Origin of the sequence: Pigmentibacter sp. JX0631 (genome assembly GCF_029873255.1) — a bacterium.
GTDB lineage: Bacteria > Bdellovibrionota_B > Oligoflexia > Silvanigrellales > Silvanigrellaceae > Silvanigrella.
On record NZ_CP123622.1, the window covers coordinates 1,385,299 to 1,399,537 of the forward strand.

Annotated in this window: 10 protein-coding genes; 5 read left to right on the top strand and 5 right to left on the bottom strand. The window is 31.2% G+C overall.

Annotated elements, in window-relative coordinates; genetic code table 11:
• Positions 1-13 precede the first annotated feature (13 nt).
• Positions 14-1,399 carry an RsmB/NOP family class I SAM-dependent RNA methyltransferase gene (locus QEJ31_RS06010; RefSeq protein ID WP_280592883.1) on the bottom strand — a complete coding sequence of 462 codons (1,386 nt, stop codon included), beginning with the start codon at positions 1,397-1,399 and terminating at the stop codon, positions 14-16.
• Between the two features lie 2 nt (positions 1,400-1,401).
• The gene (gene der, locus QEJ31_RS06015; RefSeq protein WP_280592884.1) at positions 1,402-2,907 is read right to left on the bottom strand and encodes a ribosome biogenesis GTPase Der; all 1,506 of its coding nucleotides are present in this window, start codon (positions 2,905-2,907) and stop codon (positions 1,402-1,404) included.
• A gap of 138 nt (positions 2,908-3,045) precedes the next feature.
• Here der and QEJ31_RS06020 point away from each other — a divergent pair, with 138 nt between their 5' ends.
• Positions 3,046-4,413 carry a CCA tRNA nucleotidyltransferase gene (locus QEJ31_RS06020; protein ID WP_280592885.1) on the top strand — a complete coding sequence of 456 codons (1,368 nt, stop codon included), beginning with the start codon at positions 3,046-3,048 and terminating at the stop codon, positions 4,411-4,413.
• Between the two features lie 3 nt (positions 4,414-4,416).
• Positions 4,417-5,163, top strand: a complete 747-nt coding sequence (locus tag QEJ31_RS06025; RefSeq protein ID WP_280592886.1) for an RNA methyltransferase — start codon at positions 4,417-4,419, stop codon at positions 5,161-5,163.
• On the opposite strand, the gene QEJ31_RS06030 is transcribed toward QEJ31_RS06025, so the two are convergent.
• The 3 genes from QEJ31_RS06030 to QEJ31_RS06040 form a co-directional block, all read right to left on the bottom strand.
• The gene (locus QEJ31_RS06030; RefSeq protein WP_280592887.1) at positions 5,143-6,273 is read right to left on the bottom strand and encodes a PQQ-binding-like beta-propeller repeat protein; all 1,131 of its coding nucleotides are present in this window, start codon (positions 6,271-6,273) and stop codon (positions 5,143-5,145) included. The genes QEJ31_RS06025 and QEJ31_RS06030 overlap by 21 nt on opposite strands.
• A gap of 293 nt (positions 6,274-6,566) precedes the next feature.
• Positions 6,567-8,177: an aldehyde dehydrogenase family protein gene (locus QEJ31_RS06035; RefSeq protein ID WP_280592888.1), complete on the bottom strand. Its 1,611-nt coding sequence runs from the start codon at positions 8,175-8,177 to the stop codon at positions 6,567-6,569.
• Between the two features lie 125 nt (positions 8,178-8,302).
• Entirely contained in the window at positions 8,303-9,517 is a 1,215-nt protein-coding gene (locus QEJ31_RS06040; protein WP_280592889.1) for a KamA family radical SAM protein, read from the bottom strand.
• Between the two features lie 204 nt (positions 9,518-9,721).
• Between QEJ31_RS06040 and QEJ31_RS06045 the strand changes: the two genes are divergently transcribed.
• From QEJ31_RS06045 to bamA, 3 genes are all read left to right on the top strand, one after another.
• Positions 9,722-11,011, top strand: coding sequence for an FtsX-like permease family protein (locus QEJ31_RS06045; protein ID WP_280592890.1), 1,290 nt, complete (start codon positions 9,722-9,724; stop codon positions 11,009-11,011).
• 12 nt (positions 11,012-11,023) lie between these two features.
• A complete protein-coding gene (locus tag QEJ31_RS06050) occupies positions 11,024-11,713 on the top strand; it encodes an ABC transporter ATP-binding protein (RefSeq protein ID WP_280592891.1) in 690 nt (229 codons plus the stop codon).
• 170 nt (positions 11,714-11,883) lie between these two features.
• Positions 11,884-14,238 carry an outer membrane protein assembly factor BamA gene (gene bamA, locus QEJ31_RS06055; RefSeq protein ID WP_280592892.1) on the top strand — a complete coding sequence of 785 codons (2,355 nt, stop codon included), beginning with the start codon at positions 11,884-11,886 and terminating at the stop codon, positions 14,236-14,238.
• The last annotated feature ends 1 nt before the right edge of the window (position 14,239 follow it).

Here is a 14,239-nt window from a genome sequence, read left to right on the forward strand (position 1 = left end):
AATAAAATAATAGCTAATTCATTCTTTGCATTATTCCTACAAACATTGTGTCCGAGTTTTCAAAAGGAGAACCAAGCATTTTTTGCTCTTTTAAAATAAAATTATTATTTCGCATTAGAAATTTTTCAATAATTTTTTCATTCTCTTCATAAATCCAACTGCAAGTGGAATATACAAGGTAACCAGCTTCTCTTACTCCTAAACTTGCATTTTGTAAAATATTCAACTGCAGTTTAGTTAACTCTTCAATATTATTTTGTATTATTCTATACTTGGAATCAGGATTTCTTCGCCAAGTTCCTGAAGAGGAACAAGGAGCATCTACTAGCACCCAATCAAACCCATTTTTATTTTCAACTTCTTTTGCAAATTTAGGAAGACTGTTACCTTCCCACTTGATACAACGAATATTAAAAAAACCGCTTTTTTTTGCTCTCTTTTTTAACTCTTCTAGTTTATATTCTCTAATATCAGAAGCATAAATAACTCCCTTATTGTTTAAATAACTAGCTATTTGTTGAGTTTTACCACCGCCTCCAGCACAAGAATCCCAGACAAACTGCCCATTTTTTACTTGAATATTTTGTCCAATTTGCTGACTTGCAAGATCTTGAATTTCAAATAACCCATCTCTAAAAGATCTCAATGCAAAAATCCCACCTTTTACCTCTTGTAACATTATTATTCCAGGCAAATAGATAGAAGCTTTATATCCTTCTTGTATTAATTCTTTTAAAACATTTTCTGTTTCCGAAGAATTATTTAACCTTATCCACATAGGTGGCCTTGATTCTAGGGATTGAAATAATATATTTTGTTTTTCCGCATCCCAATTTGAATAATTAAATCTGATATTAAAATGTTCAAAATAATACAAAGGAACACTATAATAAATCATTTTAGATTCTAGTGAATTATTATTTTCAAGAGAATTGATTAAAGCTTCATAAATTTTTTTTTCTTCAGGAAATAAATCTTCAGGAATTTTAAAACTTGTATTTTCAGGAGTATCTTTTGCTGAAAAATATCGAAATCTTATCCATAAATAAAATCGCTCTGTATTTATGGCTGAAAATGCTTTTATAATATTTATTTCTTTTGAGTATTTTTTTGTAAAAGAAGAAAAAAAATCTTTGAATTCTAAAAAATTATTTTTTTTTATCGCTATAAAATATTCTTCAGCAAATAATGCAAAATAGCCGTATCTTATAGCAGCAAAAATTCCTTCACTATACCAACGTCTATCTTTGCTACCATACTTCGAATTTTTGGCAAATTCTTGTGACAACCAACGGTCTATTTGCGGTAGTGAGTCTTGAGTTACAATATTATTCCACAGTTTATATAAATGCCCCCAACGACCTTCAAAATTTTTAACGTTAGACATTTCAGAACTCATTCTTATTCCTCTAAATCATCATCAAAAAATTCAATCTCAGACCCATCTAAAGATTTCATATCATCATTCGTTAAAGATCTAATATCATCATCATAATTACGATCTTTTAAGAAACGAGCGCCTTTATTTGTTTTAACGCGTTCCCCTTTTTCATCTAGTGGAGAACGAGATCTTTCTCTAAAAATAATTGATATAGGAATATTTTTATAATTAAATGCCTCTCTAAAGGCATTTTCAAAATATCTTTTATAACTAAAATGTAAATCTTGAGGATGTGAACAGAATATAATAAATCTGGGCGGTAAAGTACCAACTTGGGTTGCATAGAAGAATTTAATTCTTTTAGATTTATTTTTTACCATTGGTGGTGTGTGTTTTAATAAAACTTCTTTCAGTACGTTATTAACCTGGGAAGTAGAATTTCTTTTGTTACTTTGATCGTATAGATCTAAACATAAAGGAATTAATTTACTCACCCGTAAATTTTCTAGTGCACTAACAAAAACTACTGGAGCATATCTTAAATATCTTAAATCTAAGTGTAATTTTTCAGTAAAATCATTTACTGTTTTAGAATTTTTGTCTTTTATTAAATCCCATTTATTTACAACAATTAAAATTGGTTTGCGTAATTCAAAAGCATAGCCTGCTACACGGGCATCACCATCCGTCGCTCCGTCTTCCGCATTTATGACTAAAACAGAAACATCAGACTCTTCTAAACAAGAGACACTTCTAAACGCTGAAAACCGTTCAAGTTTATCTGCCATTCGACTTTTTCGACGAATTCCTGCTGTATCAATAACTTGCAATTCTCTGCCATGGTACTTCAAAAAAGCATCTACCGTATCACGAGTTGTACCAGGACGATCATCAACAATTGAACGAGTTTCTCCTACAAGTCTGTTTAAAATAGAGGATTTACCGACATTTGGACGACCAATAATGGAAAGTTTTATGGGGGGATTTTCTAAATCATTTTCTTTAATTTTACTTGAATTTGCAAAAATTTCAGTTGCAGCATCAAGCAAGTGACCCATTCCTCTATTATGTTCAGCACTTACAGGAAATATCTTAGATACTCCAAGTTTTCTAAACTCTTCTACAAAAATATCATCTTTTGGCAAATCGCATTTATTCACGCACACTATAAAGTTTTTTTCTGATTTTCGGAGTCTTCTGATCAATTCAGAATCTATAGGATGAATTCCCTCTCTACCGTCAACAACAAAAATGACCGTTTCAGCTTCTTCAATAGCAAGTTCAGCTTGTTCAACCAATTGTATTTTGATGTTATCTTTAGAGGTTGGTTCAAATCCACCCGTATCGCAAAGATAAAAAAGTTCCCCATTATGTTCAGCTCTGCCAAAAATACGATCTCGGGTAACCCCAGGTTCGTTGTGCACTAAGCTTTTGCGCTCACGTATAATGCGGTTGAACAAGGAACTTTTTCCTACATTTGGGCGTCCTACCAAAGCTACAAGACGTGTATATGTTCTTAAAGTCATTTTTGAGTGATCCTGTTTCTATCTTTTAAAATATGCTAAATGCTATTCCAGATGCCATGATCCTTAAATAATCGTTGAGGCTAAAAAGGGCTAATCTATGAGGCATCATAGCCAATCAACCTGCATAACGGAAAATTTGTGAAACATAAAGCGCTTTTTAAAAATAAGGAGTTTTCTCCTTACTCAAATGTCCGCAAATCTAGAATATTTGTTTCTGCTAAACAAATTTGCTCCATTCTTCAAAAAAATGGATATGAAGCTTATGTTGTGGGTGGAGCCGTAAGAGATCTTGTCATCCGACCCAATTTAGTTCCAAAAGATCTTGATATTGCAACATCTGCTCTTCCCTCAGAAATTAAACAACTCTTTGAAAATAGTCGATTTGTTGGGGAATCATTTGGAGTATGTCTCGTCCAACATAATGATATTTCCTTTGAAGTAACTACTTTTCGGAAAGATGGAGAATACATAGACAGAAGAAGGCCTGCAAATGTAACAAAAGGAACGTTTCAGGAAGATGCCAATAGAAGAGATTTCACTATCAACTGTTTATACTTTGACCCCATAAAAAATAAAATTTTGGATCCCCACAATGGTTTGCATGATATTCGCCAGAAAATCATCCAATGTGTTGGGGACGCTGATAGTCGTCTGCATGAAGATGCTTTAAGAATCATTAGGATGTGTAGATTTTCAGCAAATTTACACTTTCAAATATCTGACGAATGTGTTCTTGCTGGTAAGCGTAAATCAGATGGAATTTATTTGCTTAGTAAAGAAAGAATTTTGCTTGAGTTTAAAAAAATAAAACTAGGTCGTTTTTACTTTTTTTATGAAAATATTAATAAAATATTAGATATTAGTTTAGTCTTTTTTCCTAACTACTTAAAAGATTCTTCAAATTCAAATAAAAGTATTATTAAAAACACTATTAATACTAGCAAAATAAAAATAGATACCCCATATCCTTTTTTCAATTTTCTAAAAACATTTTTATATATTAATGATATTAATTTAAAAAATTATGAGCTCATGTTACAGCAATTTGACCAATGGCCATTAACATCTGAAGATAAAAAAATTTGCTCACTATTTTTAAAAGCCATCCATTTAAAAGAGCACATACCCCCTCAAACAGAAATAGAAGTAACAGATTTTATCTTTTTTGAGATATTAGTTAGTTTACAGAATATTTCGCAGTGTTTGGCATACGGCATATTTATTAATTTATCAGTATTTATTAAGGACCCATTGCTGAAAGAAACATTATATAAAATGATTGAATTTTCAAGTCAAAATAAAACACCAACCATAAACTCTAGTGAAGTTGTTAAACAAGTAAAAATTTATGCTTATGAAAAAAAATATATATCTGTAGTTATTAAGTATTTACAATATATATACTTAAAAAAAGGAATAATGCCAAAAATTCAAAGTATCTTGCAATTTAAAAATCAATTTTTTAAAGAATATTTTGAAATATTAACTCTATTAAACAAAAAGTAACAAATGAATCAAAAAAGTATTTGCATTATATTAGTTTGTCCTGAACATCCTAGCAATATTGGCTCTGTCGCTAGAGCAATGAATAATATGGGAGTGTCAGAATTAAGATTAGTGAATCCTTGCGACTATTTAAAGCATGGCAGTGAAAGTGCTATGTCGTTGGCTATGCATTCCCATACCATATTGCTAAATGCGAAAGTCTATTCATCATTGCAAGATGCTGTTTCTGATAAAAATTTTATAATTGGTACTACGAATAGAATTCGCGGTCATCACAAATTTCTTCACTCCGCATGGACAATAAAAGAACTTTTAAAAACAAATAACGATTTTACTTTTGTCTTTGGGAGAGAATCTTCAGGATTAACAAATTCAGAAATAGACCTTTGTAATCATCTTTTGACAATTCCAACTTTTGGTACTTCACATTCTCTTAATCTTGCTCAAGCAGTTATGGTTGTTTTGTATGAAACAAGTAAATACTTAAATTCAGAAGTGAACGCCATTCAACCAAGCTTTAAATATAAAACAACAGCTAATTCAGAGCATATTGAAATGCTAAAAAACAATATCATGTCTTTTCTACAAAAAATTAATTACATTAAAAATGGCAATGACAAAAAAAGAAAAAGTGTTTTTTCTAAATTATTGGCAGAAAAAAAATTAACAGCAAAAGAAGTGAATATCATTCAAGGAATTATTCAGAAAGCTGAAAATAAAATAGATTCTTTAATCAATGGAAGGCAGTAAATCAAATTTTTTCTTAAATGCATATATTTTATGATCAAAACCACTTACATAAAATGCATCATTATCACCTGTTAAAATATTTGAATAAATTGGCCCCCCAAGTTTATGACTCCAGACTAGTTTTCCTTCAGGAGAAATTTCATAAACTTTATAATCAAAAGACCCAACTAGTATATTACCAAATCTATTAAATTGAGGCTTTGAATACACTGTTCCACCGCATTCAAAATCCCATTTTTTTGTTCCATCTGGGTTCATTGCATATAATTTATGATCATAGGATCCAATATATATAGTCCCATTTTCATCAACTTTAGGGCTAGAATAAATCATTCTTCCAGTTTTATATTGCCATTTCTTTGTTCCATTAGGATTTAAAGCATAAATATTTGAATCGTACGATCCAAAATAGATAGTTCCATCTTTTGCGAAATCAGGCGATGAGTAAACATACCCTTCTGTTTCAAACTCCCAATTTTTTATACCGTTTTTATTAATTGAATATAACTTATTATCATTCGATCCAATATAAATATTGCCTAATTTATCAATACTTGGACTTGCAGAGTAAATTGGGGCATTAGTTTTAAATACCCATTTTTTACTTCCATTTTCGTTAACAGCGTAAAGGTTTCCATCATTAGAACCAACATAAACAGTTCCTTGTTGATCAACTACAGGACTTGAATATATATCACCCTCGGTTAGAAATTCCCATTTCTTTTTTCCATTAGGATATATAGCATACAACTTTTTATCTGTAGATCCAAAGTAAATAATACCATTTTTATCCACAAAAGGAGAAGAATAAATTGCGCCATCTGTAAAAACATTCCACAAAATATTTCCTTTCCTATCAAATGCATATAGTTTTTGATCAAAAGAGCCCACATACATGACACCATTTGTAGATTTTGCAATACTTGAATATAAAATAGATCCAGTTGTTATATTCCAATCAAAAATCATTTTAAATGGTATGTTTCTTTGTTTTGTTCTTAGAAATCTTTCAAAATTAATTGCATTATGGGAAGCTACCGATTTTTTAATGAATATAGAATTTATAGCAATAGAAAATAATAATATTCTAGTTAAACTTAATTTATGCATAGAATCACCTCTTCTTATCATCAATGAAAATCTAATATCATAAAAGTAACAGCAATTATAGAAAAAAGTGAAAAATGTTTTCACATAATTATTGGGAATGTATTTTAAATCAATTCTATAAAATTTAGAAAATCTAATTAAGTATCAAAGAATTGCAAAAAAATTGGATAAATATATAATAAAATATTAAATTTTTCATTTGTAGTATTAGCTAATATTTAAAATTAAGTCTTTATTTGATTTTATCCAATTTTTAATTATGATTATTCAATAAACAACTTTAATCTTTCCATTTAAAATTTTGTGAATTTGTCTAATGCTGACTGAGTTGTCGAACGAATATTTCTTCTTGTAATGGTTCCTTGTGAAACAAAGTTCAATAAGTACCATTTACCACCAGCTTTTCCGTTTGTACCACTAGCTCCATCACCACCAAAAGGTTGCATGTTAACAATAGCCCCTGTTGTTTTTCTATTAACATAAAAATTACCGGCTAATTGACTTAAAATTGGAATTGCTTTTTCTAAAAAGCTTTCATCTAAGCTTATTACACTTCCAGTTAAACGATAATTATGCTGTGTTATTATTGGTTCAATTTCAGAAAATTGTTTATAAGTTTTAATTGCAATTACAGGTCCAAATATTTCTTCACTTAGTAATTCATGTTTATCAGCATAAACTTCAATTATTGTTGGATCAACATAGAAGCCTTTTTCTTTACTATAATTACCGCCAGCTATAATTTTACAATTAGAATCTTTTTTCGCTCTCTCAATAAAAGCTGTAATTTTATTGAATTGCCTTTCATTTATGACGGGACCTACATCACATAATCTTTCTGTTGGGTTACATACTTTTAACGCTTTAGTTTCAACCAACAAAACATTTTTTAGCTCTGGCCAAACTTTTTCATCAATTATTGCAACACTATTAGCCGAACATTTTTGTCCACTTCTTCCAAAAGCACCTTGTACAATAGACCGAGCAGTATCAACAACATCAATATTTTTATCTGCTACAAGAAAATCTTTCCCGCCAGTTTCAGCAATAAATCTTGGAAAATTCATGCGTGAATTTTCTGTGTTAAATAAATAATTTCCAAAAATTCTTGCGGTTGCAAAACTACCAGTAAAGTTAACTGCACTTAACTCTGGATGCGTTAAAATACTTGGTAAACAAGGTTTGCCATCACCGGTGATCATATTAATAACGCCCGGAGGAAAACCGGCTTCGTCCAAAGCGAGCATTAAAAGATATCCACTAAACACAGCATCATCAGAAGGTTTCCAAATAACAGTATTTCCAGTAAGAGCCATTACTAAAGGAAGGTGATATCCAATTGCTTGTGGAAAATTAAAAGGAGTCACTGCGCAAGTAAATCCTTTTAGCGGTCGGAGTTGAAGTTGGTTTGTTTCTCCCCAACCGTCACCTAATTCTTCAGCTAAAAGTTCTGTATAAAAATAGTTATTAAAACGGACAAAATCCATTAATTCTGCCCATTCTACATAGGTTTCATAACTATTATATCCACATTCAATTGTGGAGGTTGCGCATAATTCATATTTCCATTTCAATAAAACATTTTCTAAGTCTCTAAATTTTTGGATTCTCGATGCAGGCGATAATTTTGCCCAAGCTTCTTTTGCATTCAAAGCTGCATCAATTGCTAATTTTGCATGCTCCGAATCAGCTTGTTGTAAAGTTCCAAGCAGTTCCCCATTTGCAGGATTAAAGTTTTTTAATTTATTCTGCGAATAAATTTTTTTTCCATTAATAATCATGGGAACATCAAATTGTTTTGGTACTTTATTTAATGCAATAGAATATTTTTCCCACTCAGAATCTATTTCTCTTGGATTAATTATCATTTCATTATTGGGCATTTTTAAAGAAAGTTTATACATACTTTTCTCCCTTGAAAATAAAACTCCTTGTAACGCTTTCAAAAGCTTCTCATAATACAGGAATCTATTTTCTACAAGATTAAAGAAATTTGGAAAAGAAATTCAATTACTTATTAATTTTATTTTTAAATTCGTTGTGCATGCGGGTATGATTTTTCTTCTAAACTGATTTGTGGAACATATCCTTCTAAAGGACTCGGTTCGGCCCAAGGCTCATTATTTAACTGTTTTAAAATGACATAATCACCATCACGAGCAATAAGATGATTTGGTGATAATGGAATTTTTCCACTCGGAGTATCTAAAACATATTGAGGATTTGCAAAACCAGTTGTGCTCCCTCGCAATTGCCGCATGATATCTAACCCTTTTTCAATAGGTATCCTTAAATGCTCAGTTCCACCAACTATTTGTGGATGATAAATATAATATGGACGTACGCGCATATTTACCAAACCATTTACTAACTCTCGCATTTTAGTAACATCGTCATTAATGTTTTTTAAAAATACAGATTGATTTCCAACAGGTATTCCATTTTTTAGTAAAGTATCAATAGCTGAAGCAGCTTCTGGTGTTAATTCTTGCGCACTATTAAAATGAGTATTTATCCAGATAGGATGATATTTTGCCAGCATTTCAGCGAATTCAGTTGTTATTCTGTAAGGTAACGAAACTGGTGTTCTAGTGCCAAATCGAATAATTTCAACATGTGGTATTTCTCTAAGTTTTTTCAATAAATTTTCTATTGTTCCATCATGTGCTATAAATGGATCTCCGCCGGTTATTAGGACATCCCGGATATTTTTATTACTAGAAATATACTCCAAGCCTTTTTCAATTATTTTTGGATTAAAATGCAAACCTTCTTCACCATCTCTCCGTTTGCGAAAACAATAACGACAATAGACAGGGCAAAGCTGCGCAACACACCAAGCAATTCTGTCTTTGTAAACATGAACCACTTCTTTAACTGGTGAATTAGTAACTTCATTTAGTGGGTCTAATACTCCATAATTGTCTTTTAATTCTTCTAATTTAGGAACTAATTGTAACCGAACCGGGTCATTTTCATTAATAAAATCTATTAATGCAATAGAATATGGACTGATTCCTGCATGAAATACATTTTTTAACTCTAAAAAAGCTTTTTTTTCATCTGCAGAAAAATGAATAATTCCAGGAAAATCTTCGCCAGATTGAATTTGATATTTCATTTGCCAACGCCAATTAGAAAACGTTTCTTCTGGTACACCAAATAATTGAGCGCCCGTTTGTGTTACTAATTTTTTGTTAAATGCAGTTCTGATATGCAACTGATTTGGATAAACAAACGACATACTGATTCTTTCTTTATTTCTATTTACAATTAGTTACAAATTTAATAATATCGTTAGATAATAAACAGGAATTAAAATATTTTCTATTTTTATCCCCACCTTCTTGTACACAATTACTTATCCTTGTAAACAATTATTGTGACTTTTTTAGTTAAGTGAAACTCTCTCAGAGCCATAACTCAAGATTTGTATTAGGACTAATAAATGCAAACAAAAGCTAAAGCAATTCGATTTCTTTTATACCGCTACCTCTTTTCCTCTTGGGCTAGCAGAACGCGAAAAAACGCTTCTTCAATAGGCGTTTTATTGCCAGTAACCGGTGTTGCAATTGGAGTTTTTGCTTTTACAGTAGTTTTAAGTGTGATGGGAGGATTTGTCAAAGACATAAAAAATAATCTTTTCAATTTAAATGCACATATAGAAATTATAGCTAAAAATAAAAATGATCTTATTCCTATTGATCCACTTCTTCTTTCTAAAATTGAATCTTTCTCTTCAGATATTCTTTCTACTGCTCCTTATCAAAGTGGAGATGTAATTTTACAGGCAGGTAATAAAGGGCAAATGGCTAGATTAGAAGGTATTTCACCTGAAAAAGCTCCACTTACCTTAGGAATTGAGAAGTATCTTTCAAAAAATAGTAGCTTAGACATCCTAAATAAAAAGCTTAAAGCGCAAAATATCTACAAATCAGCCGATTTTCCTACTATCATATTAAGCTATGACTTGATGAATCAATTAGGCCTGAATGTAGGCGACAGTTTAACCCTTGTTTCAACACAACCCGATGAGGGACCGGGCGGCCTTTCTCCAATTCAATTTCCTGTAGTTATTGCTGCAAATGTAAATTTGAAAAACTTAGCATTAAATCAAAAAGTAATTTTTTCATCTATTGATGTAGCAAATATTTTTTTCCAAACTCATAATACTTGGAAAGGAATTCAAATAAAAATAAAAAACCCCTTAGATGCTGATGATTTTTCAATAAATCTAAATAAAAAATTAAACCCTTTAGGACTACAAGCCATTCCATGGACTGAATCAAATAGTGCTTTTTTAAAGGTTCTAACCTTAGAAAAGTGGGGAATGAGTTTTGTAATGAGTATGATAATTTTAGTGGGTTGCTTTAGTATTTCTATTTCATTATTACTTTCAGTGCGAAGAAAATCCAGTGAATTTGCAATTCTTAGAAGTATGGGTTTTGAGCAATTAGATCTAAGCCGGCTTTTATTGTGGCAGGGATTTATTATTGGTCTTGCTGGTGTTGTAATAGGACTCATTTTAGGTGGATTATGCTTGTATTTTATTCATAATTATCAAATACCTTTTATAACTCATTCTTATTCATCTAAGCCGTTACCTATCTTAGTAAATTATTTTGATCTCATTATTATCTCTCTGGGAAGTGTTTTTTTAGCAATGTTAGCCGCTGTTTGGCCTGCAATTGAAGTAAAAAATTTGGATATTATTGAAATATTATCAGTTAGAAATTAAATTGGAGAAAATGTGCTAGCAGTAGAAGTAAAACAATTAAAAAAAGTATATCAATTTGGTGAACAAGAAATAAATGCATTAAATGGAATTAATTTTGCAGTAAAAAAAGGGGAAATTGTTGCTGTAACCGGAGAAAGCGGTTCTGGTAAAAGCACTCTTTTGCATATATTAGGAACTCTAGATTCACCTTCTAGCGGTGAAATTTTCGTAGACTACAAAAATCCTTTTAGCAAAAATGATAAGCTTGTTAGTTCGTTTAGAAATTTACACATAGGATTTATTTTTCAACATAATAATCTATTGCCTGAGTTTAATGCCCTAGAAAATGTTATGATGCCAGGCCTTATTGCTGGGAAGAAAAATAAAATAGTAAAAGAAAAAGCTGAAAATTTATTAGAAACAGTTGGTTTAACAAAAAGGTTAAAACATTATCCAGGCCAACTTAGTGGTGGAGAACAACAAAGAGTTGCCATAGCTAGAGCTTTAATAAATGATCCTGTACTTGTTTTAGCTGACGAACCCTCAGGGAATCTAGATTCAAAAAATGCCTATTTAATTCATGATTTATTCAAAGAAATCAATAAAAAATATCAATCAACAATCTTAGTAGTGACCCACAATAATGAATTTGCTGATTCATTACCAAGAAGAATCAGGCTTAGAGACGGGATTGTCCTTTCAGATGATAAAAGTCAAATCTAAAATTTATTACAAATCGTCCCATGGGAACAGATATTTGCCAAAATCCCTCAAATGGTGAATAGTGCAAATTTGTTGATAACTTTTTCAGCTATGCTTATGTGAGTAATTCCAAAATGCCAGGTTTCAAAATACACTTTTCAAAGAATAAAGCAGTTTACAGCTTATTTAGCGTGGCTAGTCTTCTTGCCATGAATTCTCATGCACAACCATCAGCTCCCTTTTCAGCGCAATGGAGTCAAACGGTTACTAAAATAGTCATTCAAGGAAATAAAACAGTAACAAATGAAGCAATATTAAATTTAATGACTATAAAAGTAGGAACAAAATTATCACCAACAATTGTTTCTACTGATATAAAAAATATTTTTGGCAGTAGCTATTTCCAAGATGTAAAATTTGATAAAGGAACAAACAACGAATTAATAGTATCTGTCGTTGAAAAGCCTACTGTAAATGATATTATTTATGAAGGTTTTGATGTAGTTTCTGCTTCCTCATTAAAAGAAAAAATTCTTACAAAAAAATATACTATTGTTGATGAAAAAAAATTATCTCAAGATCTGCGCAGTATTGAACAAGCTTATACCGAAAAAGGTTACTATTTATCTAAACCCACTTACAGTCTTGAACTTACAGAACAAGGATCTGTAAACGTTGTTTTTCAAGTAAAAGAAAATAGACCTATTCAAGTCAGAAAAGTTGATATCTTAGGTAATGAATACTTTAATGATTCTGAACTCCAAGGTTTTATGGCAACAAGACCATACTCTTGGCTATCAATAATAACTGGCGCTGGACTTTATAAAGATGAATTTATTGCTGCTGATCAACAAAACTTAACATATTATTATAGAGATAATGGTTATGCAGAAGCAACGGTTGCTTCTCCAATATCAAAATTAGACAGAAATAAAAAAGATATAGCTGTTTCTTTTTTTATAGAAGAAGGTGAACGTTTTAATATAGGTAAAATCTCTATTACAGGAGATTTAATTTTAACCGAAGAAGAAATCAAAGAACAATTATCTTTAAAAGAAGGTAAAATATACCGGATATCAAAGTTTAATTATGACATGAAAAATCTTAAAGTAATTTATGGTGACAAAGGCTACGCATTTGCCTACGTTTATCCTACTTTTAATATTGATCGTGTAAAAAGAATTTATGACATTACATACAATATTACAAAGGGCGAAAAAGCTTATTTCAGAAAATTTAATGTTGAAGGAAATGTAAAGACACGAGATAACGTCATTAGAAGAGCCTTGAAGGTAACAGAAGGTGAGTTATTTGGCTCGACAAAATTAGAAAAAAGTAAACAAAATATAGAACGACTTGGTTTTTTTGAAACCGTTCAAATAGTCCAAGAGCCTGATGAACAAAATCACGCAATGGATTTGAAAATAATAATTAAAGAAAAACCTACTGGTAAAATTTCTGCTTCTCTTGGCGCTTCCCCTGATATGTCAGGTTCTGGAATCTCTTTTTTCGGCCAGCTACAATATCAAGAGCCAAACCTTCTTGGAAAAGCGTATAATATTGGGGTTAATGGACAAATTAGTCCCAACCAACAAGATAACAGCCAATTTAATTACGCCATCGGTTTGAACTTCGGAAATCCTAGTATTTATGACAGTCCTTGGAGTTACAGTATAGGCGGAAATTACTCCCATAATGTTTCTTCGTTAACTTCAAGTTCAGCAATTAATAAAATCTATATAACCCAAAATGTTGTATCTGGAACTTTAACTGTTGGGCGAGAAGTAATTGAAAATTTACGATTTAACCTTGGTTATTCTTTAGCTAACACCACCACAGATCCTACTTCTCCTCTAACAGGAAAGTTCAACGCATCAGGCTCAACTGAAAAAATAATTCAAAACCTGACTTATGACGCAACTGATAACTACCTTAACCCCACATCAGGAATTTTTCTTTCTGGAACGAATGCTATTGCATTCAAAGGGTACTTTGGTCAGTATTCTTTTGGCTCAAGTTCAGCCCTATTTTCAGGCTATATTCCTGTAAATTTCTCGGATAATTTCAAAACAAATTTTAGACTAGCTTTTCAACCACGTTTTGTTTATCAAATTTACGAGGACGAGCCAGTTCCATTATGGGAAAGATTAAAACTGGGTAACGCATATTATATGAAAGGGTACTCAAATGCAGGAGAAACTTTATCTCCTACAGAATCAGTAACTCTTTCAAATTTAACAGGACAAACAGTCAATTTAGACTCTGGTGGTAACAGAAGCTTTTACTCAACAGTCGAATACTTTGTACCAGTTATACCGCAAGCAGGGTTACGATTTGTCGCTTTTGCAGAAGCGGGCACAGTATTAGATGATTACGATAGTTTCTCTTCTGATAATATAAAGTATGATGTGGGATTTGGTTTTCGCTGGACAACACCTATCGCTCCTTTCAGATTTGAATGGGCATTTCCAGTAGAAAAAAATGGAAAATTAGGTCAAGCACACTTTATTTTCTCAATTGGGTCTGACAGCTTTAATAATATGTAAT

What these genes read in the sequence shown, in the direction of transcription:
- QEJ31_RS06030 (WP_280592887.1), bottom strand. Translation starts at nt 6,273, where the DNA reads ATGCATAAATTAAGTTTAACTAGAATATTATTATTTTCTATTGCTATA.
- QEJ31_RS06010 (WP_280592883.1), bottom strand. Translation starts at nt 1,399, where the DNA reads ATGAGTTCTGAAATGTCTAACGTTAAAAATTTTGAAGGTCGTTGGGGG.
- QEJ31_RS06040 (WP_280592889.1), bottom strand. Translation starts at nt 9,517, where the DNA reads ATGTCGTTTGTTTATCCAAATCAGTTGCATATCAGAACTGCATTTAAC.
- QEJ31_RS06035 (WP_280592888.1), bottom strand. Translation starts at nt 8,177, where the DNA reads ATGTATAAACTTTCTTTAAAAATGCCCAATAATGAAATGATAATTAAT.
- QEJ31_RS06025 (WP_280592886.1), top strand. Translation starts at nt 4,417, where the DNA reads ATGAATCAAAAAAGTATTTGCATTATATTAGTTTGTCCTGAACATCCT.
- der (WP_280592884.1), bottom strand. Translation starts at nt 2,907, where the DNA reads ATGACTTTAAGAACATATACACGTCTTGTAGCTTTGGTAGGACGCCCA.
- QEJ31_RS06045 (WP_280592890.1), top strand. Translation starts at nt 9,722, where the DNA reads ATGCAAACAAAAGCTAAAGCAATTCGATTTCTTTTATACCGCTACCTC.